Origin of the sequence: Streptomyces sp. AM8-1-1 (assembly GCF_032229325.1) — a bacterium.
Lineage (GTDB): Bacteria > Actinomycetota > Actinomycetes > Streptomycetales > Streptomycetaceae > Streptomyces > Streptomyces achmelvichensis.
Window position 1 is genome coordinate 2,042,167 of sequence record NZ_CP135086.1, and the last position, 26,409, is coordinate 2,068,575.

Sequence of the window (26,409 nt, forward strand, 5' to 3'; positions counted from 1 at the left end):
ACGTCAGCGACGGCGCCACCGGCCGTCGCCGGCGATCCGGTCCGCCGGCCACGCGGTCGCCGGGATCACCGCCAGCGCGGTGCACCAGCCGCCGATGACGTCGGTCGGGTAGTGCGCGCCCAGGGCGACCTGCGCCCAGCCCATGGCGACACCGGCAACCAGCGCCGCGGTGAGCACTGTCAGCGTGCGGGCTGTCCTGCCGAGTCCGAGCCGGCCGGTCGCGAGCAGTGCCGCCACAAGGGCGAGCGCGGTGAAGAAGGCGGTGTGCCCGCTCGGGTAGGACAGATTGTCGGCGCCGTGGATGGTGCGTCCCACCAGAGGCTTGAGGAGCGTGGTCGTCGCCACGGTCGTGCCGGCGCCGGCAACGAGGAACACCGCCGCGCGAGGACGCCGGAGCAGCAGGCAGCCCGTCAGGGCGGCCACGACCAGCATCGCCGCTCCGGCGGGCTCGCCCAAGAAGTCGATGGCCAGGGCGACTTCCCGCCACGGCGACCGCACATCGCCCACCGCCGACTGGATCCGCATGTCCACGCGGCCGGGCTCGCTGTGGCCGGCGTACAGGACCCCGAGCACGACGACCACGAGCGCGGCGAGGGCCGCGACGAACCCGAGCCCGGCGCCCAGCGAGGGAGGCAGCACCGCGGGCACCGACGGGCCGGCCACGCGGCCACCGGGGGCGGTCGACCCGCGGTCATCTGCCGCGATGGACAGGGGGTGTTCAGGGCCCTGACATCTGCGCCTCCCCCGTCCGTCACGACAACTGCCCACTGCCGGCCGCCGAGATGGGCGGGACGTCAGATGTAAGGGCTGCGGCTCAGCCTCGTCCGGTTTCGATTCCACGAACCTTCCCTTCATCGAACCTTCCCTCCAGCTCGGGGCAGAACCGGCTGCCACGACCGGCTCCCCGGGCAGTCTCCGCCCCGCTCAATCCGGCCGCGGCTCGCACATCATGACCCGCGCCAGGTGTCCGGGTGGTGCTCTCCGAATTCAACGTCCGCCTGGGCGGCACCACCATCTCCATTGGTTCGGAGAGTGGCACCGCGGTTCCCACACCGACTGCGTGGGGGGCCTTCGAGCACCCTCGGCAGGGCCGCGGTCCTTCGAATGCTGCCACGTAGGATCGATTCACCCGAGCCGGGCAGCGACAGGAAGGCGAACTCATATGACGGATCAGCGCGTTGTGGTCGTGACGGGGGGAGGAACCGGAATCGGTGCGGCGACGGCGCGGCTGCTCCGGGCGTCCGGCCACGACGTCGTCGTCTCCGGTCGACGCCCGGAACCGTTGCACCGCATAGCCGCGGAAACCGGAGCTCTGGCCTGTCCGGCCGACACCGCCGCCCCGGACGCCGTTCACCGTCTCGTCGAAACCACCATGGCGCGATTCGGCCGACTTGATGGATTGGTCCTCAATGCAGGAGTGGGACGCGGCGGAGGCGTCGGCGACCTGTCGAACGAGGACTGGGATCTGGTACTCCGCACCAACGTGACCGGCCCTTTCCTCTTGATGCGCGCGGCATTGCCCCACCTGCTCCGGGCCCATGGCTCCGTCGTCGCGGTTTCCTCGGTTTCCGCCCTCCGAAACGGAGTGGGTAATGCCGCGTACGCCACCTCCAAAGCGGCATTGCTGCAGTTGTGCCGGTCGCTTTGCGTGGACTACGGGCCGCAAGGCTTGCGGGCCAACGTGGTCTGCCCCAGTTGGATACGTACGGAGATGGCCGACCGCCGCATGACACGGTTCGCGGACGACGCCGGACCGACCATCGACGACGTCGACGACGCATACGAAGAAGCCACGAGGCTGCTGCCGGCACAGCGCCCCGGAGACCCTCGTGAGGTTGCCGAGGCAATTTCCTGGCTGCTGTCCTCGGCCGCGTCCTTCGTCAACGGAGCCGTCCTGACCGTGGATGGCGGAGTGACCGCACTGGATCCCGGAACTGTTCCCTTCGAATTCCACGTCACCCGACGCGATGACAACCATTGAGCTTTCGAACACGCCGGTCGTGGTCAGCACGACCTCGTCCACCCCCGCGTCCGGGAACTCGGCGAGCTGTTCGACGAGTTCGCCGATGTCCCCGTGGAGGAAACCGCGGCCCTCCACCAGGCGTTCGGCGCTCAGTGTCGTGTCGCCCTCGTCCACCGCGACACCGGCGCGGTGGAGCATGTCGAGGTAGTGCAGTGCCGCGAGGTGTGGAGCGTTGCCGGCCAGCGCGACCTCCGCCGGGTCACGGTCCGGCCGGCGCAGGGCCAGCGGCACCATGGCCACGATCCGGGGCACCGGCCGGTCTGCCGCCGCGGCCCCCTCCCGCAGGGCCGGAGCACGGTAAGGTACGACGCCGGGGTCAGCCAGGTGATGGCGCAGCCCGCGACCGCACCGGCGACGCGTGCCATGCCAGGACGCAGCACACCGAGTCCGAGTTCCACCGGAGGAGCCGGGCTCGGCGAAAGTCCGCCGTGGCATGAGAAGTACTCGCCTTCGGCCTGCACGGTTTCGCCGTCGAGCAGCCCGCGGACGATGCCGAGATACTCACGGGCCGCCGTCACGCGAGGGCTCGCTGCCACTCGGCGGCCACGATATCTCTGCAGCCCGCGTCACAGTCCTCCTTCGTCTCGTCAGTGGCCTATTCGCTGCCCTCGGGAAGACTCCCCGCGACCAGAGAAAAAGCTTCCTCGAGCGTGTCCACTTCGCCGAGTGAGCCCACACCAAGAGGCCCACGGACCCAGAAGCGCCCGTCTTCTTGGGGGTACACGTAGCCCCCAACAGGGTCTCCCGAGATCCCGTCGCCTTGTTTGAAGAACATGATGCCGTGACTCACACCGGGGTAAAGACTCCGCAATCGAGGTTGTGCGTATGCCGCTCGGACCATCGCCGGATCGACTACCTCCTCCCCCCCCTCGATGAGCCGGCGCCACTGCGCGGTCACCGCATCTGCGGCGCTTTCAGAGCCTTGCGGGTATGTCATGATGCGATGCACCATTTCCTCTCGCTGTATTCACGGGCTGACGCGGCGCGCCTGGATCTCAGGGATGTCCGGTTTGGGGACCTTGATTTCTTTGAATCCCCCATCTTCGTCTTGGGTGTACCAATGGATCGACTCCCATGGGCGTCCGCTGCGCATCTCCTCCGGCTCATCCATCGCGACGTCGATCTCGTACTTGCGCACGTAGTAAGCGACTTGACTCATCTCCCAGGCGGTCCCCCCCACACCCGGCGGCGGGTAGTCCGCGCGGCGTTCCATGTTGAACTGAGATCCGAAGTTCGCTGCTTTCTGGAAGGCCTCCACTATTGTTTCCGGTGAGTCCCAGTTGAGTTTCTCGCCCTTCTCATTCGGCATGCCATCGAGAGTGATCGACAACGTAGTCCCACGATCACTCACCGAATTCACGACGTTCGTCATCCACTCAGGAGGCTCGCCGTTAGCGTAGTCCGGGCCGTTGTATGTGTGTGCACCTGGATCCTGCGGGCGATCCGGATCGTGGTTTACGTCGTTGGGATCGTTGCGCAGATACCTTGCCAGTCTGTTCGAAGGGCCCTCGGGGGCCCCAGGGTTGTTCGGGCCCAGTACGACGCTGTGCCGAGGCTTGCCATCACCCCTGTGCGGGCATGTCGCCAGTCCCAGTGGGTCGATCCACCGCGTCGGGTTGTCGACATACGTGACCGCGTTCGGGGCCGGGACGAGGCCCAGCGGGTCCGGGGAGACATAGCGACCCGACTCGGGGTCGTAGTGGCGGTGACGGTTGTAGTGGAGACCCGACTCCGGGTCGAAGTACTGGCCGGGGAACCGCAGCGGCGTGTACGCCGTCGCGCTGCGGTTCCATGTCGTCGTGCCCCACAGCGTCGCGCGGGTGTGCCAGGCCACCTCGCCCTGTTCGTCGACGAGTTCGCGTGGTGTGCCGACGAGGTCGGTGACGATCGCGAAGAAGCGACGGTCGACCTCCGACTGCTCCAGGAGACGGCGTTCCACCTGAGTGACCGGCTTCACGCCGTCGTGGTCCCAGGTCAGGGCGATGGTGTCGGGGGAGTCGGACGCAGAGGTTGTCTGTTCGCACAGGGTGTCGCCGTCCCAGGTGAAGGTCACCTCCTCGGCGACTGTCGCCCCGTCCGTCGAAAGACGCTGCTTCGCGATGCGGCGGCCCAGTGCGTCGTACAGGTAGCGCCAGTGCATGCCGTCCGGTGTGGTGACCGAGACCAGGCGGTCCTCGGCGTCCCAGCCGTAGTGCCAGGTGTCCGGCTTCCGCGACAGGCGGGCCTTCTGGCGCAGGACTACCCGGCCCTGCGCGTCGTGCTCGTAGCGGACCCGTCCCGCGCGGGTGATGCGGGTACCGGTGTACTCGCGTGAGCCGTCGGCGTCGCCGTTGCCGGGCGTGGTCGCCGCCGTTTGGTTGCCGGCCTCGTCGTACGCGTACCGCTCGCTCCAGTTGTCGGCGGTGACGCCCCTGACCCGGCCTTCACGCGTCAGGTCAAGCTGCCGCCGGCCTCCCAACTGGTCGTTGACGGCCGTCAGATGCCCGTCCGCGCGGTACGTGTAGGAGCGGTGCTGGAGAGTACGGTCGTCGGCGGCTCGGACCCGCTGGTCGGTCAAGCGTCCGGCCGCGTCGTAGGCGTGCTCGATGGCCAGCGCGTCGCCGATGCGGCGGGCGCTCTCCCTGCCCGACTCGTCGAACTCGAAGACCACCTGGTGGCCCGATGCGTTCAGCTCCGCATGCAGATCGGCGGGGAAGGACCAGGTGCTGACCGCCCCCGTTGGTGTGGTGCGGCTGACACGGCGGCCGGTCTCGTCATAGACGTTGGTCAGTTCCCGGCCGTTGCAGATCTCTCGGAGGATCCGGCCCGAGCTGTCGCGTATGAAGGTCAGTTCCGCGTCGGGACCGACGGCACGGGCGAGGTGACCGTGGATGTCGTAGGTGAAGCGGGTGACCGCTCCCTCCGCATCCTTGGTGATGACGCGGCCCGCGGCATCGCGCTCGAAGCGGACGGTCTGCCCGAGGCCGTTCGTGCGCGCCGACAGGCGGCCCATCGCGTCATGGGTGTAGGCGAGCGTGCGGCCGTCGAAGTCGGTCTCGGAGATGAGACGACCCGCCGCGTCGTATGCGTAACTCCAGGTGAGGCCCTGCGGGTTCGTCACGGCAGCGAGACGCAGCTCCGTGTCGTGAGCGAACTCGTGGCGTGCGCCGTCCGGTGTGATCCGGGCGCTGACCAGGTCGAAGTGCGTGTACTCGAAGCGCGTCTCACCGCCCACCGCGTCCGTGTGGACGAGGCAGTTGCCTTCGCCGTCGTACATCCAGGACTGCTGGGAGCCGTCCGGATCGGTCCGGCGCGCGAGCTTGCCCTCGACCGTCCACTCCAAGGCGGTGGTGCGCCCCTCGAGGGCTGTGATCCCGACCGCGCGACCGAACGCGTCCCGTGTGTAGCGGGTGATCACGCCGAGCGGGCCGCGGATCGCCAGAGGGAGGCCGGCCGCGTCGCAGTGCACCCGGTCCAGCGCGCCTTGGGAGTCGTCGACGCCGGTGAGCTGGCCGCGCGGGCCGTGGGTGAGCCGGGTTGTCGACCCGTTCGGACGGGTGAAGAGGGTCGGGTTGCCGCGTTCGTCGTACTCCTGGCGAGACGTCGCGCCGTCCGGGCCGGTCACGGAGGTGAGCTGGTTCAGCTCGTTGTACTCGACGCCTGCGACGGTGCCGTCCGGGTGGTCGACACGGGTGAGGTTGCCCCGGTCGTCGTACGTGTACGTGGTGGTCCGGCCGAGCACGTCCCTGCGGGAGAGGAGGCGGTCGTAGCGGTCGTACTCCCGGTGGGTCGTGCTGCCCAGAGGGTCGGTTTCCGCGACGACCTGCAGGCGGTCGTTGAAGTGGAAGACCTTCGTGGCGCCCACCGAATCGGTGTAACGCGTGATGTGGTCGCCGGTCTCCGGGTGGGCACCGTACGCGAACGTGGAGGACAGGTAGCCGTCCGGGCCGATCGTGCGGACGACACGGCCGTCGGCGTCGTATACGTACCGGAATGTGGAGTCGTTCCGGTCGGTCCACGAGGTGATCCGCGCGTCCGCATCGTACGTGAAGCGGAGCGGCAGGCCCGAGGAGTTGGTGACGGCGTCGACGTTGCCCTGCGGGTCGTAGCCGTAGCGCATGACGGTGACCGGACCGTCGGGCGTGCGCAGGGCGAGTTCGCGTATTCGTGCATCCTCGACGGCCAGGAGGACCCGGTAGCCAGCGTCGTGAGTGACGGCCGTGGGGCTGCCGTCGCCGCGGCGCGTGAACGTAATCCGGTTGTGGTTGCGGTCCTCGATCTCGGCGAGCCAGTACGCCGGGGACTCGTTGTACGGGCTGCCCGTGAAGGAGCGCGTCAGACCCGAGTGCGGGTCGGTGACCTGGTAAGTGGTTTCCGCGTTGTCCTGTCCGCCGTACAGGAGGGGCAGCCGTGCACCCTCCAGGGGCAGGACGCCGTCCGTGTCGTCCGGCAGCGGCAGCCGGGGGTAGACCAGGAGCGAGCCGTCCTCGCGTGACCAGACCGCACCGGCGCCGAGCGGGGCGAGTTCGATCCGCTCGTCCAGGGTGGAAGCCCAACTGCGGCCGAACCACTGGCCGTAACGGTATGAGGAGAGATGCGTGCGGCGCAGGACGAGGGGCAGGACACCGGGCAGGGACAGGTCGGTCTGGGGCAGTGTCATCTCGCCGGTGGCGACATCGACCGGGTCGTTCTCACAGGTCTTCTTGTCGAGCGAGATGCCGTTGCGGCGCGCGTCGTCCTTGGCGGTGTCCAGACGGTCCGGCTTCGTCCGCTTGTCGTCGGCTCGGCGCTGTTCTCGCCCGGGCTCGGAGCTGCCCTGCTTCCCGCCCAGGCCCCCGTCGTCCTTGCCGTCCTTGGTGAGGATGCTCTTGACGCGGTCGCGGACGTCGCCGTCGGTGTCCTTGTGGGTCTTGGAGCCTCCGGTGATGGCGTCGGGGACCTTCTTGCCGACGTGGTCGCCGAGGTCGTCCAGCGCCTTGCCGAGCTTCACCGTGACGCCTTCGATGGTGGTGTCGAGGACGGCGGTCAGGGAGTCCTTGCCCTTGGCACGCCCGTGGTGGCCCCTGGCCTTGCCGAGCTTGCCCTTCGTCCTGCCTTTCATGGAGATCTGCACGTTGGCCAGGTGCATGCCGGCCTTGCCGTGCGCGTCGTGGTCGATCTCCGGACCACCACCGCCCCCGGGTCCGGTCGGTCCGCCGGCGGAATTGATCTGCAGCCCGTCCTTGCCGGCCTGCACCGTCTGGTCGGTGTTATAGCCGTCCTGGACACCGGCGGCGTTCAGCGCTGTCTGGATGGCGAGGTCGGCGACGATGTTCTCGATCGCGGCGACCGCGGGCTCGGTGAGCGTCGCGACGATCTCCGCGACGGCCGCCTCCGCCATCTCCTTCAGGATCTTCTTGAACGCGATCCGGGTGGCCGCGATCTTGGCACCGGCGAGCAGCGTCGACAGACCGGCCGTCACCGGTGCGAACGCCAGCGTGATGCCCACCGTGGCGCACAGGTCCGCCAGTTCACCCACCGCGGCGATCTTCCGGGCCACGATGATGTCCGCCACGCGGTCCAGCGCGCCGGCCACCAGCCGGGCCGCCTTCGCCAGGTCCTTGTGCTTGCCCTGCACCTTCGACCAGTGCTTGTCCAGCGCCGTCAGCGACTCGCTCCGGCCCGTGGAGAGCAGTTTCTGGATGTGCCCGTACGCGGCCCCCGCGTCGTCGTCGGCGTCATCCGCGAACTCCCGCAGCGAGTCCGCCATATCGCGGTAGGCGTCCTCGTCCACATTCGGCCAGCCCACACCGACGACATCGAGCATCGTGTCGACGCCCTCAGGAATCGTGTACCCCACGACAACAGCCCCCGTTCCCACCTGCAATCGGTCAGTCAGGAGAACACCCTTTCATGTGACGTCCCGTCGGTACCAAGTGGATTCAGGGGGCTGGCCGTTGGGGCACAAGAAGGGTGGCGAACTGTCGGCCGGGCATCTTGAAGATGTCTGCCCGCCGGCTCAGTTCAGCATCGCGCGGCGCCGCCCGCGCCGACCCCTGATCGCCTCCGCCGAGAACTGGGTAACCCGCACTACACCCTCTTCACGACAGAGCCCCGGATCCGGGGCTCTGTCGTGCGCGCACGCGCGCGGCCCTCCGCAGTGATGGACCCCACTTCGCTCCCCGGCGATCTCTCCGAACTGCACCTGCGCATCTCCTACGACGACCAACTCCGGGATATCCCGCAGGCCGACACGCTGGAGCGCTGGAAACTCTCGGAATGCCTCGTGGACGGTGCCCATCGGTTGGGTCGATCAGCTGTGTTGGGCGGCCGAGTGGCGCTTGGTCTCGTCCGTGAAGACCGCAGTGGCTCGGTGGAGCGGTTCGAGGAACTGGGTAAGGGTTTGGGCTGTCGGCCCGAAGTCGTCGAACCATGACGTTGCGGTGGGCGTGTCGTGAAGTCGGCGAGCGCGGGGATGTCGAGCGGGCCGCGGTAACCGGTGGGAGCGGTACTGGCGGGTGCGTAGAGCCACAAGGTACCCAAGTCGGATATTCCTGAGATCCAAGTGCCCAATCCGAATGGAAGGTGAAGCGTGAAATGAAGAACACTGGTTCCACGGACGCCGCAGCCGCTGTAGCCGCCGAATGGCGGGCGATCCTGGAGTTCGACCCCGATCTCATCGATCCTGCTATGGTCCGAGCCGCCTACGCCCAGCCCCGGCTGCAGGAACTGTATCCACGCGTCAGCCACGGGATCCTGCACCTGAGCCGGTGCACGGGCTTCCCCTCATCGCATGACATCCCCCTGGTGTACCCCCTGGTCAAGGGAGGCTTCCAAGTCTCTGGCGCATCCGACACCGGAGTCCTGGGCGAGGTGGCCACGGTCGAGGAGGCGTTCGCCCTGGTGGCAGTCAACCTGCCGGAAGGCTGCGGACCAGCCATCACCGGAACGGCCAACGACCTGTGACCGCAGACAGTGCGACCCCCCGGTGGCTGGAAGAGGGCTCCTTGCTGGCGAGCAACTTCGCAATGTAGGGGGTCAGGTGCCGCGTCAGTTGAACGAGCGTCAACTGCATGTGCTGCGGTGGGTCGGACAGGGCTGCCCCGACGGCGCATGTGAGGGAGAGACGCACAAGCTCAGCTGCCAGGCGCTACAGAGCCGAGGGCTGGTCAAAGTATCCAACCGAGTCCCAACCCAAGGGCTTGAGAGGAAGAAGACCGTCACTGAGCAGCTTCTGGAAGACCTTGCTGAGGCGGGCGGCCGGATCGTCAAACAGGAGGCCAGTGGGCGCTTGGCCACGCTGGTACCCGTTCCGGTACCAGCACGGCTCGCAAGACCACACCCAGTCGTCAAAGCCCCACAGGGCATTCCCCAGCCCACGGGACTCACAGATTCCGTGCAGAACCGAGCTTTCCGGCTCATCCACGCCCTGCTCACGGCAACGCAGAGGGCAAGTCACATCAGCGCAATCGGCACAGCGCATGGTGCACCGCTACCGCATCGTCGGCGAAGTGGCCCACCTCATTTCACCATCACGACACGAGGCCAGAACTGCGAATTCCTCGTCCTGCAAGAACAGGACCGGGTCGAGCACGTCCCCGCACAGAAGGAACTCGCGGAGGCCGAGAAGCACTCCTGGGTCAGGATCCCTCGCTACGACTGCTCCCCCGCTGACCGCTTGAGAATCCGTGTAAGCGGTGGGCGGCCACACCGGGCCGGCGAGTGGGCCGACACGGTCGCACGCCCTCTTGAGGACCAGCTCGCCGAGTTCGTGCAAGAGGTCGGTCTCCGCGGAGAGGCGGCCGAACGCAAGCGCCAGGCGCCGACCTGGAGGAAGCACGGCAGCAGCGCCTGCGCTGGGAGGCCGCAAAGCGGCGGGCAACGACCGAGTACGCAGAGACATACCGTGTCCGGCACCTCGAAGCGCAAGAAGAAACGTGGCGGCGCCCAGCGGGCTTGGCCGAGTACGTCAGTGCGCTACGCCTCCATGCAGAGAGTCTGCCGACCGGACCGGCCAGGGACGAAGCCGAGGCATGGATCATGTGGGCCGAGAGTCACGTGCAACGCCTGAACCCCCTCAACGGGTTCACCGTTGCTGCCGGACATCCCCGAACCCCGCCCCGAAGATCTCAAGCCGTTCATGCGCGGCTGGAGCCCCTACGGGCCCACCTACTGAGCGCACACTCCGCCAGACATTCGGCCCGCCGAAGCACGGCGGCAGCGCGTCTGCCGCCGCAATCAGGAGCGCCGGAACCCGACTGATTTGCTTCGAGTTCCCGCCAAGCCAGCCCTCGGGAAGTGCGCCACCCCCAGCATGCCTGCACGATCAGCCATTTGACGTCCCATCAGAACGAGCGTCGCGAGCGTCGTTTCAGCGTCAAGATACCGCCCATAACGCACACCACCCGAAGCTGCAGGTCAGGCACCCTTGTCCGCAGGCTCCAAAATCGCCACGCACTCCACGTGATGCGTCATCGGAAACAGGTCGAACGCCCGCAGCGTCCGCACCCGGTACCCGTTCTCCGCGAAGTACGAGATGTCCCGCGCCAGCGCCGCCGGGTCGCACGCCACGTACGCGATCTTGCGCGCTCCCAGGCCCGCCAGGTGCTTCACCGTCTGCTTGCCCGCCCCCGCGCGCGGCGGGTCGAGCACGATCAGGTCCACCTCGGTGATCTGCGTGCGCGGCAGCACCTGGTCGACCTTGCCCTGTTCGATGCGGACGCGGTCGAAGTTCTGCAGGTTGTGACGCGCGTCCTCGACCGCGCGCTTGCTCGATTCGATGCCGAGCACCGCGCCCTTCTCGCCCACCCGGTCGGCGAGGGCGCCCGCGAACAGGCCGACGCCGCAGTACAGGTCCAGCGCCATGTCGCCCTTGCGCGGGAGCAGGCCCTGCATGACGGCCTTCATCAGGGTGTCCGCGGCCTGCGGATGGACCTGCCAGAAACCGCCGTTGCCGACGCGGTAGGTGCGGTCGTCGGCACGCTCGCGGACGAAGGCGCGGCCGTGCACCCGGTGCACTCCCCCGTCGCGCTCGTCCACCCGCAGCACCGAGACCGGCTTGTCCAGCTCGACCAGCGGGAGCCGGCCGCCCGGCTTCGGGGTCAGGATGACCTGGCGGTCGTGGGAGCCGGTGGCCGCGATCGCCTCGACCGTGGACATCTGGGCCCAGTCCTGCTTCTCGATGCCCAGTTCCGTCACGCCCGGGGCCGCGATCATGCAGTGGTCGATCGGCTGGACGTCGTGCGAGCGGTGCTTGCGCAGACCCGCGCGGCCCTCCGTGTCGATCGCGTACTGCACGCGCGTGCGCCAGGCCGGCACCTCGCCCTGCGGCAGCTTGTCGCCCTCGGCCGGCATGACCGTGCCGTCCCAGCCGGCCTCCTCGGGGGTGAGACCCGCGAGCCGCTCGAGCTGTTCGGCGATCACCTCGCCCTTGAGCCGGCGCTGGGCACCCGGCTTGGCGTGCTGCCAGTCGCAGCCGCCGCAGTTACCCGGGCCGGAGTACGGGCACGGCGCCTCGACGCGGTCCTTGGAGGCGTCGATGATCCGTACGGCGTCGGCGCGCAGGAAGCGGGAGTCCTCCTCGCCCTCGGTGACCCGGGCGACGACCTTCTCACCGGGCAGCGTGTGCCGGACGAACAGCACCCGCCCCTCCTCGGTGCGGGCGATGCAGTGGCCACCGTGGGCGACCGGCCCGACCTCGACCTCGTACTCTTCCCCGACCAGCGAAGACTCAGGTGCGTTCTGCATGGCGGGGTGACTCCAGGGATCAAAGGAAAACGGCCGGACAACAACCCACCACTGTACGTGGGTCCCGACCGGCCGCTTGCCATGAACGTCTCAGCGCGGGCTCACCCCTTGCCGGTCGGCTCCTTGGGCCGCTGGTCCACAGGACCGCGCCGTACCGAGCCGGGTGCGCTCCAGTCCTGGCGCTTGCCCGCCCGCTTCTTCGCCGCCTCCGAGGACTCCAGCTGGTACGGCACCGAAGTGACCATCACACCGGGCGTGAACAGCAGCCGGCCCTTGAGCCGCAGGGCGCTCTGGTTGTGCAGCAGGTGCTCGTACCAGTGGCCCACCACGTACTCGGGGATGACGACACTCACCACGTCCCGCGGGCTCTCGCGGCGCAGTCCCTTCACGTACTCGATGATCGGCCGGGTGATCTCGCGATACGGGGAGTCGAGGATCTTCAGCGGCACATTGATGCCCCGCCGGTCCCACTCCTGGCGCAGTGCCTTCGTCTCGGCCGTGTCCACGCTGATGCTGAGTGCCTCGAGCTTGTCGACCCGCATCAGCTTGGCGTACGACAGGGCCCGCAGGGTGGGCTTGTGGAGCTTGGAGACGAGCACGATGGCGTGCACCCGGGAGGGCCGCGCGGTGTCGTCGCTGGGCTCGTCCGGTGCCGCGATCTCCTCGGAGACCCGGTCGTAGTGCTTACGGATCGCGCTCATCGTGCCGTAGAAGATCACCATGCCCAGCAGGGCCACCCACGCGCCGTGGGTGAACTTGGTGGCGAGCACGACCACGAGCACCAGGCCGGTGAAGAAGGCACCGAAGGTGTTGATCGCGCGGGAGCGGATCATGTGGCGGCGCTTGGCGGCGTTCTTCTCGGTCCGCAGATGGCGGTTCCAGTGCCGCACCATGCCGGTCTGGCTGAGCGTGAAGGACACGAAGACGCCGACGATGTAGAGCTGGATCAGCTTGGTGGAGTCGGCTCCGTAGATCCCGACGAGCAGGATGGCCGCGCCGGCCAGCAGCACGATGCCGTTGGAGAACGCGAGCCGGTCGCCGCGGGTGTGCAGCTGGCGAGGCAGGTAGCGGTCCTGCGCGAGGATCGAGCCGAGCAGCGGGAAGCCGTTGTACGCGGTGTTCGCGGCCAGGAACAGGACGAGCGCGGTGGCCGCGGCGAGGACGATGAAGAAGAACGTCCCGTCGCCGAAGACGGCGGCCGCCACCTGGGAGATCACCGGGTTCTGGACGTAGCTCTCGCCGACGGGGGTGCCGTCGCGGAGCAGATCGTGCGCGGGCTGCTCGGCCATCTTCACGTCGGTGGCCATGGCCAGGCCGATGATGCCGCAGAACATGGTGACGGCCAGGCCGCCCATCAGGGCCAGCGTGGTCGCGGCGTTCTTGCTCTTCGGCTTGCGGAAGGCCGGCACTCCGTTGCTGATCGCCTCGACACCGGTGAGCGCGGCACAGCCGGAGGAGAACGCGCGCAGCAGCAGGAAGACCAGGGCGAAGCCGGCGAGCCCCTGGTGCTCGGGCTTGATCTCGAAGTCCGCCGTCGGGGCCCGCATGGTGTCGTCGAGGACGAGGCCCCGGTAAGCACCCCAGGCGATCATGATGAACACGCCGGTGACGAAGACGTACGTCGGGATCGCGAAGAGCTTGCCCGACTCCTTCACACCGCGCAGGTTCATCACCGTCAGCAGCACGATTATCCCGACCGCGCAGAAGACCTTGTGCTCGACGACGAAGGGGATCGCGGAGCCCAGGTTCTCCACGCCGGAGGAGATGGAGACGGCGACCGTGAGGACGTAGTCGACGAGCAGGGCGCTGGCGACGGTGAGACCGGCCTTCGGGCCGAGGTTCGTGTTGGCGACCTCGTAGTCGCCGCCGCCGCTCGGGTACGCGTGGACGTTCTGCCGGTAGGACGCGACCACCGTGAACATCAGAACCACGACGGCCAGCGCGATCCACGGGCTGAAGTGGTAGGCCGACACGCCCGCGATGGAGAGCACGAGCAGGACTTCACCGGGTGCGTAAGCCACCGAGGACAGCGGGTCGGAGGCGAACACGGGAAGCGCGATGCGCTTGGGGAGAAACGTCTCCCCCAGCTTGTCGCTGCGCAGGGCCCTTCCGATGAGGATCCGTTTGGGAATGTCGGTCAGTTTGGACACGCAGAGGATCGTATGCGGTCCATATGAACAGCGCCCACCCACCACCCCCATCGCCCGGGATTCTTCGCCCCCAGCCTCGCGAGGGTCCCCGCGCGGACCGCGCGTGTGTAGCTTGGGCCACGGTCTGAGACCCTGTTAAGCCTGAGTAAGGCCCTTTGCAGAACTGACAGCCGGAAGGACGGGCGTGCACATCGTCATCATGGGATGCGGGCGAGTGGGATCCGCTCTCGCGCAGACCCTGGAGCAGCGGGGGCACACGGTCGCCGTCGTCGACCAGGACCCCACGGCCTTCCGCCGCCTGGGCTCGGGGTTCGGTGGCCGTCGCGTCACCGGAGTCGGGTTCGACCAGGACACCCTGCGCGAAGCGGGGATCGAGGAAGCCGGCGCGTTCGCAGCCGTCAGCAGCGGCGACAACTCCAACATCATCGCGGCGCGGGTGGCACGCGAGATGTTCGGCATCGAGAACGTCGCCGCCCGCATCTACGACCCCCGCCGCGCCGAGGTCTACCAGCGTCTCGGCATTCCGACCGTCGCCACGGTGCGCTGGACGGCCGACCAGATGCTGCGGCGGCTGCTGCCGTCGGGGGCGGAGCCCCTGTGGCGCGACCCGAGCGGCGGGGTCCAGCTCGCGGAGGTGCACACCTCCGCCGCCTGGATCGGGCACAAGGTCAGCACCCTCCAGGAGGAGACCGGCGTACGGGTCGCCTTCCTCACCCGGCTCGGGGAGGCGGAGCTGCCGACTTCGCAGACCGTGCTCCAGGAAGGCGACCTCGTCCACGTGATGATGCGCACGGACGAGATCGAGAAGGTCGAAGCGGCGTTCGCCGAAGGCCCTGAGGGGGGCGGTCACTGATGCGCGTCGCAATCGCGGGCGCCGGCGCGGTGGGCCGTTCCATCGCGGGCGAACTGCTGGAGAACGGGCACGAGGTCCTCCTCGTCGACAAGGCACCGACCGCCATCTCGGTGGAGCGGGTGCCGCAGGCCGAGTGGCTGCTCGCCGACGCGTGCGAGATCACCTCGCTCGACGAGGCGGCGCTCCAGCGGTGCAACGTCGTGATCGCGGCGACCGGTGACGACAAGGTCAATCTGGTCGTCTCGCTGCTGGCGAAGACCGAGTACGGGGTGCCGAGGGTGGTGGCCCGGGTCAACAACCCGAAGAACGAGTGGCTCTTCAACGAGTCCTGGGGCGTCGACGTCGCGGTCTCCACACCGCGCCTGATGTCGGCGCTGGTGGAGGAGGCGGTGAGCGTCGGTGATCTCGTCCGGCTGCTCCGCTTCAGCCACGGCGACGCGAACCTGGTGGAGCTGACGCTCCCGCCGGAGTCGGCGCTGGCGGGCACCTCGGTCGGCGATGTGGCCTGGCCGGAGGACACCTCCCTGGTCACGATCATCCGCGGCTCGCGGGTGCTCACGCCCAGCACGGAGGAGACGCTGGAGGCGGGTGACGAGCTGCTGTTCGTGGCGGCCCAGGCCCGCGAGGAACAACTGGAGGACCTGCTCTCGGTCCGCCGGGAGATTTCCTGAACGGCACAGCATGACGAGAGGGGCCCGGGACCGATCGGTCCGGCCCCTCTCGTCGTCGGAGCTCCGTGCGCTGTCGGCGAGGGCTACGCCTCGCGCTGCTGCGCCGCCGCCTTGCGCTCCTTCTCGGCGAGCTCCTCCGCCTCCATCTCGGCGAAGACGTCGATGGGCGGGGGCGCCTTCGCCAGGAACAGCCAGGTCAGATAGACGGCCAGTAGGAACGGCGGGATCTTGAGGGCGACCAGGACCCAGCCGAACTGTGTGGTGTCGGCCCACCAGTAGAGCGGGAAGAGAATCGCGCACTTGGCGAGCAGGATCAGGCCCCACGCCCAGCTGGCCTTGGCGTACGCCTTCTTGCGGCCCGGGTTACGGGTGCGCCAGGACAGGTTCTCCTTGAAGACCGGTCCGAGGATCAGACCGATCAGCGGGACGCCCGCGATGGTCGTGATGATGTACGCGAGGGCCAGGCCGAGGGTGTAGAGCATGCCCGGCAGATAGAAGTCCTTGGCGTTGCCGGTCATCATCGCGAAGACGACACCGAAGGCCACCCCGAAGACGCCGCTGAAGGCGTGCTTGACGGTGTCCTTGCGCAGCAGGCGGACCGCGACGAGCGTCAGGGAGACCGCGAGAGCCGCGATCGCCGCGATGTGCAGGTCCTTGTTGATCGTGAAGATCGTGACGAAAAGCAGTCCGGGCAGGACCGTCTCCACCATGCCGCGCACGCCGCCGAAGGCCTCGAACAGGGCCGCCTCGGTGACCGCCTTGGCGTCCCTGTCCTGCTGCTGCTGGTCGTTCGTCGTGGTCGGCTTGTCGACAGACGTCACCGGCTACTCCTGTCCGAGTGGTCGGAGTTCGTATTTGGGATTGAACAGCACCCGGCGGCCGTGGCTCATGGAGATCCGTCCCGAGGCGATCAGCCTGCGGCCCGGTTCTATGCCCACGATCGACCGGCGGCCGAGCCAGACGACGTCCAGTGGGGCCGTACCGTCGAAGAGCTCCGCCTCCAGAGCGGGCACTCCGGCCCGCGGGCGCAGGGTGACCGTGCGCAAGGTACCAGCCACCCGGACTATCTGGCGGTCGTTGCACTCGGATATGCGGGTACACCCCGATGCCTGCGCGTCTTCTCGCAGCTCCTCCGATTCGAGGTCTTCCTGCGAGCTGGACAGCCGGTCGAGCATGCGGCGGAAGCGGCCGGCGGGCTTCTCTGCCCTGTCGGCATTCCCGGAACGGGGTACAGCGCTCATACAGCAAGCCTACCGGCCGCCGACGGCGGCTCCGGGTGCCGCATTGCCACGGCTGCCGGGGCGGCCGGAAGGGGCCTCAGGATCGCTCGAAGCGGTAGCCCATTCCGGGCTCGGTGACGAAGTGCCTCGGGTGCGAGGGGTCGGTCTCCAGCTTGCGGCGGAGCTGGGCCATGTAGACCCGCAGATAGTTGGTCTCGGTGCCGTAGGACGGGCCCCAGACCTCCTGGAGGAGCTGCTTCTGGCTGACCAGACGGCCGGCGTTGCGCACCAGGACCTCCAGCAGATGCCACTCGGTCGGGGTCAGCCGTACGTCGCGTCCGTCGCGGTGGACCTTCTTGGCGGCGAGGTCGACGGTGAAGCCCTCGGTCTCGACGATCACGACGTCGTCGTCACCTCCGCCGACGGGCTCGGCCCTGCGGACGGCGGCCCGCAGCCGTGCGAGCAGTTCGTCCATGCCGAAGGGCTTGGTGACGTAGTCGTCGGCGCCGGCGTCCAGCGCCTCGACCTTCTCGTCGGAGGTGTGCCGCGCGGAGAGGACCAGGATCGGCACCCGGGTCCAGCCGCGCAGGCCCTTGATCACCTCGACACCGTCCATGTCCGGAAGGCCGAGGTCCAGCACGATGACGTCGGGGTGCCGGGCGGCGGCCAGCTGGAGCGCCGTCGCACCGTCGGGAGCCGCGTCCACGTCGTACTTGCGTGCTTTCAGATTGATCACGAGGGCACGTACGATCTGCGGCTCGTCGTCGACCACGAGCACCCGGGTCATGGCGGGCCTGCCTTTCTGCACTGTCGTTTCTCCACTGTCCCCGCCCACACTGCCCCCGGCTCCCCCGTCCCGGCCGTTCACGAGGTGATCCCGGAGGAGAGACCGGGCTCGGCGGGCTCATGGCGAGGGGCCGCCTGGAGGGTGAGGACCATGGTCATGCCGCCGCCGGGGGTGTCCTCGGCGGTGAGGGTGCCGCCCATGGCCTCGACGAAGCCGCGGGCGACCGCGAGGCCGAGGCCGACTCCGGCACCCCGTGGAGCGTCACCGTAGCGCTGGAACGGTTCGAATATCCGCTCCTTCTCGTCATCGGGGACGCCGGGGCCGCGGTCGGCGACGCGCACCTCGACCCGGTCGCCGAGGGCGCTCGCGGCCACGGTGACGGGGGTGGCGTCGGGGCTGTACTTGACGGCGTTCTCGACGATGTTCGCGACGGCGCGCTCCAGCAGGCCACGGTCGACGGCCACCATCGGCAGGGTCTCGGGCACGTCCAGTTCGACGCTGTCGTCGGGGACCGAGACGAGGGCCATCGGCACCACCTCGTCGAGGTCGGTCACCCGGATCAGCGGGGTGACGGTGCCGGTCTGGAGGCGGGACATGTCGAGGAGGTTGCCGACGAGATGGTCGAGCCGGTCGGCGCCGTCCTCGATCCCTTCGAGGAACTCGTCCCGGTCCTCCTGCGACCATGCGACGTCGTCGGACCGCAGCGAGGTGACGGCGGCCTTGATGGCGGCCAGCGGCGTGCGCAGATCGTGGCTGACGGCGGCGAGGAGCGAGGTACGGATCTTGTTGCCCTCCGCGAGCCTGCGGGCCTCCTCCGCCTGCCCGACCAGACGCTGCCGGTCGAGGACCACGGCGGCCTGCGCGGCGAACGCGGCCAGCACCCTGCGGTCCTCGGCGGGCAGCACCCGTCCGGAGAGCGCGAGCGCCATGTGGTCGCCGACGGGCATGTCCACCTCGGCGTCCTCGGGCCGCACGACGGAGCTGGGGCCGACGCTGCCCGCGGTGGTCCACGGATCGACGTCGCTCTGTCTCTCCAGCAGCGCCACGGACTCCATGGCGAAGGTCTCGCGGACCCGTTCCAGCAGGGCGTCCAGAGTGGTCTCGCCGCGCAGCACGCTGCCGGCGAGGAAGGAGAGGATCTCGGATTCGGCGCGCAGCCGGGCGGCCTGATGGGTGCGCCGGGCGGCGAGATCGACCACGGAGGCCACCGCCACGCCCACCGCGAAGAAGATCACGATGGCGACGAGGTTCTTGGGGTCGGCGACCGTGAGCGTGCGCGTGGGTGGGGTGAAGTAGTAGTTCAGCAGCAGCGAGCCCACCGCCGCGGAGGCCAGGGCGGGCAGCAGCCCGCCGAGCAGCGCCGCCAGCACGGTCAGGAACAGGAAGAGCAGGACGTCGTTGGCGAGACCCAGACGGTCGTCGAGGGCGGTGAGCAGCAGGGAGAGCAGTATCGGGGCGACGACGCCGACGATCCAGCCCCAGATGATCCGGGAGCGGCCGAGTCGCGCGCCGCGGGCCACCGGCAGTCCGCGGCCCTTGCCGGCCTCGCCGTGGGTGACGATGTGCACGTCGAGGTCGGGTCCCGACTCGCGGGCGACCGTGGCTCCCACGCCGGGTCCGAAGATGTACTGCCAGGCCTTGCGGCGGCTGGAGCCGAGCACGATCTGGGTGGCGTTGACCCCGCGCGCGAAGTCCAGCAGCGATGTGGGGACGTCGTCGCCGATGACGTGGTGGAAGGTGCCGCCGAGGTCCTCGACGAGGGTCCGCTGGACGGCCAGCTCCTTGGGTGACGCGGAGGTCAGTCCGTCGCTGCGGGCGATGTAGACGGCGAGGATCTCGCTGCCGGAGCCCTTGGCGGCCATGCGGGCGGCGCGCCGGATGAGGGTGCGGCCCTCGGGTCCGCCGGTGAGGCCGACGACGATGCGTTCCCGGGCCTGCCAGGTGGAGCGGATGTTGTGCTCGCCGCGGTACTGCTGGAGGTATTCGTCCACCCGGTCGGCAACCCACAGGAGCGCCAGTTCCCGCAGGGCCGTGAGGTTGCCGGGGCGGAAGTAGTTGGAGAGGGCCGCGTCGACCTTGTCCGGCTTGTAGATGTTGCCGTGGGCCATGCGGCGGCGGAGTGCCTGTGGCGACATGTCGACCAGTTCGAGCTGATCGGCACGGCGGACGACCTCGTCGGGTACGGTCTCGCGCTGCCGTACCCCGGTGATCGACTCGACCACGTCACCCAGCGACTCGAAGTGCTGGATGTTGACGCTCGACACGACGTCGATCCCGGCCGCGAGCAGCTCCTCGACGTCCTGCCACCGCTTGGAATTGCGCGAGCCCGGCACATTGGTGTGGGCCAGTTCGTCCACCAGGGCGACAGCGGGCCGTCGCTCCAGTACGGCGTCGACGTCCATCTCCGTGAAGACGCTGCCGCGGTACTCGATCTCACGTCGCCGGATCTGTTCGAGGCCGTGCAGCATGACCTCGGTACGGGGACGGTCGTGGTGCTCCACGAAGGCCACGACACAGTCCGTGCCCCGCTCCACACGGCGGTGTGCCTCGGAGAGCATGGCGTAGGTCTTGCCCACACCCGGCGCCGCACCGAGGTATATCCGAAGCTTGCCGCGTGCCATGGCCCCATTGTCTTTCAGAAACTGCCCGTCAACCTGCGTGCACCCTACGGCGGGGGTTTCGGACATTTCGGACCGATGGCCGTCCTGACCGGCGTCTTTGACGTGATTCTGATGCGTGTGCGGCCGCGGTGTCGGGGGCCTCGCCCAGCGCCGGTTCCGGCGCCTGCCACGCGACGGCGCCCGGACAGCCGGACGGGCCGCACCCCCGCTCGGGGAGTACGGCCCATCCGTCGTGCTGGAACGCTGTCAGCGATCCGTCGTGCGTGACCTGCGTCAGCGGACCTCGGTGATCTCGGGGCCCCGCTGCAGCTGTCCCATGCCTCCGGAGAAGCGGGAGCCTTCCTGCTCCTCCTGCTGGACACCCTCGGGCACCATCTGGGCGTCGTCGGGCAGCTTGAGGACGATCGGGTCGCGCGGAGCCATCGGGCCCTCGCCGCGTACCACGACCGCGTCCCGGAAGATCTGCTCGAGCAGACCGGCGGCCTCCGGCTGCACCGCTCCCTGGCCGGAGATCACTCCGCGCAGGAACCAGCGGGGGCCGTCGACGCCGACGAAGCGCACGAGCTGCACACCGCCGGTGCCGTCCGGGAGCTGGACCGGTACCTGGGCCCGCAGTTCCCAGCCGAGCGGGCCCTCGACCTCGTCGATGATGCCGCCCTGCTGGGTGATGCCCGAGGCGATCTCCTCGCGGACCTCGCCCCAGATGCCTTCCTTCTTGGGCGCGGCGAACGCCTGGAGCTGGACCGCGCTGTCGCGCAGGACGACCGTCGCGGCGACGATCGCGTCACCCGCTACCTCGACGCGCAGCTCCATGCCCTCGACTCCGGGCACGAAGAGGCCGCCCAGGTCGACCCGGCCCTCGCCGGGCTTGGAGACCTCGGAGAGGTCCCAGGGGCCGTCGGGCCGCGGCGCCGGCGGAAGATTCGTCCGGCGGGGGCCGTCCTCGTCGTCGGCATACTCCGTGTCGCGCTCGGCAGACAAGTCTGCGACTCGCTCGGCCTCGCCCGTTGCGTCCGCGTCCTCCGCGGAACCACTCTTCTTGCGACGTCCGAACACGTCACTGTCCTTCCCGGTCGGATACGGCCGAAGCGTATCGATTCCCACCCGTAGAGCCGTCCACGACGGAGTGACCGCCGGTGGACCCGAAGCCCCCTTCGGCCCGCGCCGAGCCGGGAAGCTCCGCCACCTCGTGGAAGCGCACCTTCTCGACCTGCTGGACGACCAGTTGGGCAATCCGGTCGAACCGATCGAACCGCACACTCTCGCGCGGGTCGAGGTTGACCACGATCACCTTGATCTCCCCACGGTACCCGGCATCCACCGTCCCCGGGGCATTCACGAGGGCTACTCCGCAGCGGGCGGCGAGACCCGATCGCGGGTGCACGAAGGCCGCGTACCCGTCGGGGAGCGCGATGGACACCCCCGTCGGCAGCACGGCGCGCTCACCGGGGGCGAGTTCGGCGGCCTCGCAGGTCACCAGATCGGCACCGGCATCGCCGGGGTGCGCGTACGCCGGCAGCGGAACCTCGGGGTCCACACGACGGATCAGCACGTCGACAGGGTTGGGCATCAGGGGTTCACCTCGAAGGCGCGTGCGCGCCGGATCTGATCGGGGTCGGCCATGGCCGCGCGGATCTCCTCCGTGCGGCCGTTGTCGATGAAGTGGTCGACCTTGACCTCGATGAAGAGTGCGTTGGCGCGGACGGCGACGGGCCCTTCGGGGCCGCCGATCCGGCCGACGGCGGTGGAGTAGATCTTGCGGCCGGCGACGGCGGTGACCTCGGCCTTCAGATGGAGCACGGTGTCCACGGGCACCGGGCGCACGAAGTCGGTCTCCAGCCGGCCGGTGACCGCGATGGTCCGCAGCAGCCAGTTCAGCGAGCCGAGCGTCTCGTCCAGGGCGGTGGCGAGGACCCCGCCGTGCGCGAGGCCCGGCGCTCCCTGGTGGGCCTCCTTGACGGTGAACTCGGCGGTGATGCTCACGCCTTCACCGGCCCGCGCCTGGAGATGGAGTCCGTGGGGCTGGCCCTCGCCGCAGCCGAAGCAGTGGTCGTAGTGAGCGCCGAGGAGTTCACCGGGGGCCGGGGCGTCCGGGTGGCGGGCCGGCGCTATGGCGTCGGCCGGCGGGATCAGAGCCGAGGCCCGGTCCTGGCGGTCTCCCCGCGCCCCGGGGGCGGAGGGGGAGGATCCGGGGTTCTCCCCCCGGGATTTCGCAGTACTCACAGGCGCAGACCTTACCCGCGCGAATACCCCCCGGCCGCACCGTGCCAAGCTTGAGCGCATGCAGCCTTCCGCCCCGCAGTACGACGAACGTCTGACCGCTCCCGCTTCGTGGTGGGCCATCACCGCTCTCCTCGGGATCTCGGGCGGTCTCGTCGCCCTCCCGCTCGGCACGCTGCCGATGCTCGCGGGGCTCGTGGGCGCCTCCGCGCTGGCGGCCGTCGTGGTCAGTTCCTACGGCTCGGTCCGCATCCGGGTGGTGGCCGGCTCGCTGGTCGCGGGCGATGCGCGCATCCCGCTGACGGCGCTCGGTGAGCCCGTGGCGCTGGATGCCGAGGAGGCGCGTGCCTGGCGGTCGTACAAGGCCGATCCGCGGGCGTTCATGCTGCTGCGCAGCTACGTGCCCACCGCGCTGAAGGTGGAGATCACGGACCCGGACGACCCGACTCCGTACGTGTATCTGTCGACGCGCGATCCTCAGGCGCTGGCGGCGGCCCTCACCGCGGTGCGGGCGGCCTGACGCCAGGACCGGCGCTCGGGCTCAGTGCCCGAGCTCCCGGGGCCACTGGCTCGCGTCCAGGGCGTCCTTGTGCTGTTCCAGGGGCGGCAGGGCGGGCAGGGCGTCCCAGGGCACCTGCCGGGTGCGCAGATCCTTGCGGATGCGGTCCGCGAGCTTTCTGGTGTCCCGCCGGTTCATCACCGCACCGACCGCGGCGCCGACCATGAACGGCATCAGGTTCGGCAGGTTGCGGATCGTGCGCTTCATGATCTGCTGGCGCAGCTCGCGCTTGAGACCGCCGCTCAGCGCGATGTTCTTGTAGGTGGCCGGCTTGGTCACATCGAGTCCGCGCTCCTCCGTCCAGGCGGTCAGATACGCGGTGCTGCGCTCCCTGAGATTGCCTTCCGGCCTCATGCCGTAGACCTCGTGGAGCTCGGCGATGAGCTTCATTTCGATCGCCGATACGCCGGCGATCTCCGCGGCCAGTTCGGCGGGCATCGCCGGAGGTACGGGCATCATCGCGGCGGCTCCGATGCCGGCGCCCACCGTCGAGGTGGCGTTTGCAGCGCCCGCGACGAGTTTGTCCGCGAGCTGCTCCGGGCCGAGGCCCGGGAACTGCCGGCGGAGTGTGTCGAGATCACGCACCGGCACACGCGGCGCGATCTCGATGATCCGGTCCGCGAGGTGGCCGAGCGCCGCCTTGGCGTTCTCGCCGCTCTTGCGGACGCCCTGGCGCACCGCGGCCAGACGCCCCGGCTTGGCCGGGGTCCCGGGTCCGTCCGCCGCGTGCGGGGGTCCTTCGAACGAGGCCGGAAGGCCCCGCCCGTCGTCTCCTGCGCCGTGGGGCAGGAGGACGGCCGAGTGCCCGTCAGAAGGCGTGGCGCCTTCTGCGGGTCCCGAACCGCCCCAGGGCGTCTCCGACGGCTTCTGACGCCGGAAACGCCGCTTCCTGGACGGTGTGTCGCCTGCCACGGCCGACCAGTCCTCAGTCGCAGTCGCGGCAGATGGGCTGGCCGTTCTTCTCGCGCGCCAGCTGACTGCGGTGGTGCACGAGGAAGCAGCTCATGCAGGTGAACTCATCGGCCTGCTTGGGAAGGACCCGGACGGCCAGTTCCTCGTTGGAAAGGTCCGCGCCGGGCAGTTCCATGCCCTCGGCTGCCTCGAACTCGTCGACGTCGACGGTCGAGGTCGACTTGTCGTTCCGGCGGGCCTTCAGTTCCTCAAGGCTGTCGGAATCGACGTCGTCGTCGGTCTTGCGTGGGGTGTCGTAGTCCGTTGCCATGTCGCTCTCCCCCTCTGGGTGGTTGCGGTGTCTCCAGCGCACGTAACGCGTGAGAGGCCGGACTTGTGCCCGACCTGAGGCGGAGATTTTGCCTCACATCAAGGTCTGTTACTCAATCGACACCCAACCGGATCCCTCGAGAGGTGATCCGTTGAGTGGCGAAGGGGACCGTACACGGTCCGAATGCCGCACTTCACAGCGCCACCCCGTGTACTTCCCGTGATCCGGACCCCCGGAAACCCGGACTTTTCCCGGCTTTCCGGCAAGAGTCTTGATCACGGAGAGTAGATGGCCTGAAATTCATATCTGTGATCGATCCCACACCCTCAACTTCGGAACAGGTCCCGAAAATTCCGCGTAAAGCGAACCAAGTGCGCAGGTGCCGACCACTGTCTCAGACGGGCAGGGTGACTCGCATCACGAGGCCTCCGCCCTCGCGAGGCTCCGCGATGATACGGCCTCCGTGAGCCCTGGCCACCGAGCGGGCGATCGAGAGCCCCAGGCCCACCCCCTTGTCGCTGCCCGTGCGCTCCTGCCGCAGCCTTCTGAACGGCTCGAAGAGGTTGTCGATCTCGTACGCGGGAACCACCGGTCCGGTGTTCGAGACCACCAGGACCGCCTGGCCGCCGTCCGTCTCCGTGGTGACCTCCACCCAGCCGTCGTCCGGCACGTTGTAGCGCACGGCGTTCTGTACGAGGTTCAGCGCGATCCGCTCCAGCAGGACGCCGTTGCCCTGCACGGTGGCGGGCCCGCGCTCGCCGCGGATCTCCACCCCCTTGGCCTCGGCCTCACCCCGTGTCTGGTCGACCGCCCGGGTAGCGACCTCCGCCAGGTCCACCGGCTTGCGTTCGATGACCTGGTTGTCGCTGCGGGCGAGCAGCAGCAGACCCTCGACGAGCTGTTCGCTGCGCTCGTTGGTGGCCAGCAGGGTCTTGCCGAGCTGCTGGAGCTCGACGGGTGCCCCGGGGTCGGAGAGGTGGACCTCCAGCAGCGTGCGGTTGATGGCGAGGGGGGTCCGCAGCTCGTGCGAGGCGTTCGCGACGAAGCGCTGCTGGGCGGTGAAGGCCCGCTCCAGGCGGTCCAGCATCTCGTCGAAGGTGTCGGACAGCTCCTTCAGCTCGTCGTCGGGCCCGTCGAGCTCGATACGGCGCGAGAGGTCCGAGCCGGCGACCTGGCGTGCGGTGCGGGTGATCCGGCCGAGCGGCGACAGGACGCGGCCCGCCATCGCGTAGCCGAAGGCGAAGGCGATGATGCTGAGGCCGAGCAGCGCGAAGAGCGAGCGGCGCAGCAGGTTGTCCAGGGCGATCTCGCGCTGGTGCGAGACGCAGGCCCGCAGAGCGGCGTTCGCCTCGTCGGCGGAGAGGTCCGAGGTCAGGCCCGCACAGCTGTTGTCGGTCAGCTGCACCCTGCTGTCGGGCAGCAGCTTGATCGGCACACCGTTACCGGCGTGCAGGGCCTGCGCGGTCAGCAGGTAGATGATCGACAGCAGCAGGATGCCCGCGATCAGGAACATCCCGCCGTACAGCAGCGTGAGCCGTATCCGGATCGTCGGGCGGAGCAGGGGGCGTACCGGGTCGCGCGGGTCCCAGGTCGGCTTCGGGGGCGCCGTGGGCGGCGCCGGAGCGGCGGTCACGGGGTCAGATCCGGTATCCGGAGCCGGGCACGGTGACGATCACGGCCGGTTCGCCGAGCTTGCGGCGCAGCGTCATGACGGTCACGCGCACGACGTTGGTGAACGGGTCGGTGTTCTCGTCCCAGGCCTTCTCCAGCAGCTGCTCGGCCGAGACGACCGCGCCCTCGCTGCGCATGAGGACCTCCAGGACCGCGAACTCCTTGGGGGCGAGCTGGATCTCCCTGCCGTCGCGGAAGATCTCCCGGCGGTTGGGATCCAGCTTGATCCCGGCGCGCTCCAGGACCGGCGGCAGCGGCACCGTCGTACGCCGGCCGAGCGCGCGCACCCGGGCGGTGAGCTCGGTGAAGGCGAACGGCTTCGGCAGATAGTCGTCGGCGCCGAGCTCCAGGCCCTCGACCCGGTCGCTGACGTCGCCGGAGGCCGTCAGCATCAGCACGCGGGTCGGCATGCCCAGCTCGACGATCTTCCGGCAGACGTCGTCGCCGTGGACGAGGGGGAGGTCGCGGTCCAGGACGACCACGTCGTAGTCGTTGACGCCGATTCGTTCCAGGGCCGCCGAGCCGTCGTACACGACGTCGACGGCCATGGCCTCCCGGCGCAGTCCGGTGGCCACCGCATCGGCGAGCAGCTGCTCGTCCTCGACGACGAGTACGCGCACGTCGCGTTCCTTCCTCCGGGGCCCGTCACCCATGATCAGGGCTGGTTGTGCACTGTCTGTGTGTCTCCATCCTGCCCGTTACGCGCG

General features: G+C 69.0%; 23 protein-coding genes. 6 read left to right on the forward strand and 17 right to left on the reverse strand.

From position 1 onward, the window contains the following. Nucleotides 1-3: 3 nt before the first annotated feature. A complete protein-coding gene (locus tag RPQ07_RS09245; protein WP_313943613.1) occupies nt 4-663 on the reverse strand; it encodes a phosphatase PAP2 family protein in 660 nt (219 codons plus the stop codon). Nucleotides 664-1,162: 499 nt separating this feature from the next. On the opposite strand from RPQ07_RS09245, the gene RPQ07_RS09250 reads away from it, so the two are divergent. Further along, nucleotides 1,163-1,981 carry an SDR family oxidoreductase gene (locus RPQ07_RS09250; protein WP_313943614.1) on the forward strand — a complete coding sequence of 273 codons (819 nt, stop codon included), beginning with the start codon at nt 1,163-1,165 and terminating at the stop codon, nt 1,979-1,981. A 131-nt stretch (nt 1,982-2,112) separates the two neighbouring features. Here RPQ07_RS09250 and RPQ07_RS09255 read toward each other — a convergent pair whose 3' ends face one another. From RPQ07_RS09255 to RPQ07_RS09265, 3 genes are read right to left on the reverse strand one after another with little or no spacing between them, the layout of a single operon-like run. Further along, nucleotides 2,113-2,559 carry an LLM class flavin-dependent oxidoreductase gene (locus tag RPQ07_RS09255; protein WP_313943615.1) on the reverse strand — a complete coding sequence of 149 codons (447 nt, stop codon included), beginning with the start codon at nt 2,557-2,559 and terminating at the stop codon, nt 2,113-2,115. A 59-nt stretch (nt 2,560-2,618) separates the two neighbouring features. After that, nucleotides 2,619-2,975 carry a DUF6193 family natural product biosynthesis protein gene (locus RPQ07_RS09260; protein WP_313943616.1) on the reverse strand — a complete coding sequence of 119 codons (357 nt, stop codon included), beginning with the start codon at nt 2,973-2,975 and terminating at the stop codon, nt 2,619-2,621. Nucleotides 2,976-2,990: 15 nt separating this feature from the next. Then, complete coding sequence (locus RPQ07_RS09265; RefSeq protein ID WP_313943617.1) at nt 2,991-7,841, reverse strand: DUF6531 domain-containing protein; 4,851 nt, start codon at nt 7,839-7,841, stop codon at nt 2,991-2,993. A 303-nt stretch (nt 7,842-8,144) separates the two neighbouring features. Here RPQ07_RS09265 and RPQ07_RS09270 point away from each other — a divergent pair, with 303 nt between their 5' ends. Beyond that, the gene (locus RPQ07_RS09270) at nt 8,145-8,417 is read left to right on the forward strand and encodes a hypothetical protein (protein WP_313943618.1); all 273 of its coding nucleotides are present in this window, start codon (nt 8,145-8,147) and stop codon (nt 8,415-8,417) included. 161 nt (nt 8,418-8,578) lie between these two features. Beyond that, the gene (locus RPQ07_RS09275; RefSeq protein ID WP_313943619.1) at nt 8,579-8,947 is read left to right on the forward strand and encodes a DUF6193 family natural product biosynthesis protein; all 369 of its coding nucleotides are present in this window, start codon (nt 8,579-8,581) and stop codon (nt 8,945-8,947) included. Between the two features lie 1,452 nt (nt 8,948-10,399). Here RPQ07_RS09275 and RPQ07_RS09280 read toward each other — a convergent pair. Both RPQ07_RS09280 and RPQ07_RS09285 read right to left on the reverse strand, forming a co-directional pair. Beyond that, on the reverse strand, nt 10,400-11,728 hold the full coding sequence (locus RPQ07_RS09280; RefSeq protein WP_313943620.1) for a class I SAM-dependent RNA methyltransferase: 1,329 nt from the start codon (nt 11,726-11,728) through the stop codon (nt 10,400-10,402). A gap of 101 nt (nt 11,729-11,829) precedes the next feature. Beyond that, nucleotides 11,830-13,878, reverse strand: coding sequence for an APC family permease (locus RPQ07_RS09285; protein WP_313943621.1), 2,049 nt, complete (start codon nt 13,876-13,878; stop codon nt 11,830-11,832). A 184-nt stretch (nt 13,879-14,062) separates the two neighbouring features. Between RPQ07_RS09285 and RPQ07_RS09290 the strand changes: the two genes are divergently transcribed. Together RPQ07_RS09290 and RPQ07_RS09295 are read left to right on the forward strand one after the other, a co-directional pair. Further along, nucleotides 14,063-14,731, forward strand: coding sequence for a TrkA family potassium uptake protein (locus RPQ07_RS09290; protein ID WP_313943622.1), 669 nt, complete (start codon nt 14,063-14,065; stop codon nt 14,729-14,731). Beyond that, entirely contained in the window at nt 14,731-15,402 is a 672-nt protein-coding gene (locus tag RPQ07_RS09295; RefSeq protein ID WP_313943623.1) for a TrkA family potassium uptake protein, read from the forward strand. Before RPQ07_RS09290 ends, RPQ07_RS09295 begins: the two co-directional genes overlap by 1 nt. Before the next feature lie 83 nt (nt 15,403-15,485). On the opposite strand, the gene RPQ07_RS09300 is transcribed toward RPQ07_RS09295, so the two are convergent. The 7 genes from RPQ07_RS09300 to RPQ07_RS09330 all read right to left on the reverse strand — a co-directional run bounded on the left by RPQ07_RS09300 (nt 15,486) and on the right by RPQ07_RS09330 (nt 22,163). Continuing rightward, entirely contained in the window at nt 15,486-16,223 is a 738-nt protein-coding gene (locus RPQ07_RS09300; protein ID WP_313943625.1) for a DUF3159 domain-containing protein, read from the reverse strand. Nucleotides 16,224-16,226: 3 nt separating this feature from the next. Continuing rightward, complete coding sequence (locus RPQ07_RS09305) at nt 16,227-16,643, reverse strand: OB-fold nucleic acid binding domain-containing protein (RefSeq protein ID WP_313943626.1); 417 nt, start codon at nt 16,641-16,643, stop codon at nt 16,227-16,229. 76 nt (nt 16,644-16,719) lie between these two features. Then, nucleotides 16,720-17,409 (reverse strand): response regulator, encoded by a 690-nt coding sequence (locus tag RPQ07_RS09310; RefSeq protein ID WP_313943627.1) that lies wholly within the window; start codon nt 17,407-17,409, stop codon nt 16,720-16,722. 77 nt (nt 17,410-17,486) lie between these two features. Continuing rightward, the gene (locus RPQ07_RS09315) at nt 17,487-20,030 is read right to left on the reverse strand and encodes a sensor histidine kinase KdpD (RefSeq protein ID WP_313943628.1); all 2,544 of its coding nucleotides are present in this window, start codon (nt 20,028-20,030) and stop codon (nt 17,487-17,489) included. Between the two features lie 273 nt (nt 20,031-20,303). Continuing rightward, the gene (locus tag RPQ07_RS09320) at nt 20,304-21,086 is read right to left on the reverse strand and encodes a DUF3710 domain-containing protein (RefSeq protein WP_313943629.1); all 783 of its coding nucleotides are present in this window, start codon (nt 21,084-21,086) and stop codon (nt 20,304-20,306) included. Nucleotide 21,087: 1 nt separating this feature from the next. After that, nucleotides 21,088-21,603 carry a dUTP diphosphatase gene (gene dut / locus RPQ07_RS09325; protein WP_313948829.1) on the reverse strand — a complete coding sequence of 172 codons (516 nt, stop codon included), beginning with the start codon at nt 21,601-21,603 and terminating at the stop codon, nt 21,088-21,090. Continuing rightward, nucleotides 21,600-22,163 carry a PaaI family thioesterase gene (locus tag RPQ07_RS09330; RefSeq protein ID WP_313948830.1) on the reverse strand — a complete coding sequence of 188 codons (564 nt, stop codon included), beginning with the start codon at nt 22,161-22,163 and terminating at the stop codon, nt 21,600-21,602. Before RPQ07_RS09330 ends, dut begins: the two co-directional genes overlap by 4 nt. A 148-nt stretch (nt 22,164-22,311) precedes the next feature. Between RPQ07_RS09330 and RPQ07_RS09335 the strand changes: the two genes are divergently transcribed. Next, nucleotides 22,312-22,770 carry a DUF3093 domain-containing protein gene (locus RPQ07_RS09335; RefSeq protein WP_313943630.1) on the forward strand — a complete coding sequence of 153 codons (459 nt, stop codon included), beginning with the start codon at nt 22,312-22,314 and terminating at the stop codon, nt 22,768-22,770. Between the two features lie 21 nt (nt 22,771-22,791). On the opposite strand, the gene RPQ07_RS09340 is transcribed toward RPQ07_RS09335, so the two are convergent. From RPQ07_RS09340 to RPQ07_RS09355, 4 genes are all read right to left on the reverse strand, one after another. Continuing rightward, nucleotides 22,792-23,721 (reverse strand): hypothetical protein, encoded by a 930-nt coding sequence (locus RPQ07_RS09340; protein ID WP_313943631.1) that lies wholly within the window; start codon nt 23,719-23,721, stop codon nt 22,792-22,794. Between the two features lie 13 nt (nt 23,722-23,734). Then, the gene (locus RPQ07_RS09345) at nt 23,735-24,031 is read right to left on the reverse strand and encodes a DUF4193 domain-containing protein (RefSeq protein WP_005310959.1); all 297 of its coding nucleotides are present in this window, start codon (nt 24,029-24,031) and stop codon (nt 23,735-23,737) included. Between the two features lie 394 nt (nt 24,032-24,425). Further along, nucleotides 24,426-25,664 (reverse strand): HAMP domain-containing sensor histidine kinase, encoded by a 1,239-nt coding sequence (locus tag RPQ07_RS09350; protein WP_313943633.1) that lies wholly within the window; start codon nt 25,662-25,664, stop codon nt 24,426-24,428. 4 nt (nt 25,665-25,668) lie between these two features. Continuing rightward, complete coding sequence (locus tag RPQ07_RS09355; RefSeq protein ID WP_313943634.1) at nt 25,669-26,322, reverse strand: response regulator transcription factor; 654 nt, start codon at nt 26,320-26,322, stop codon at nt 25,669-25,671. Between the last annotated feature and the right edge of the window lie 87 nt (nt 26,323-26,409).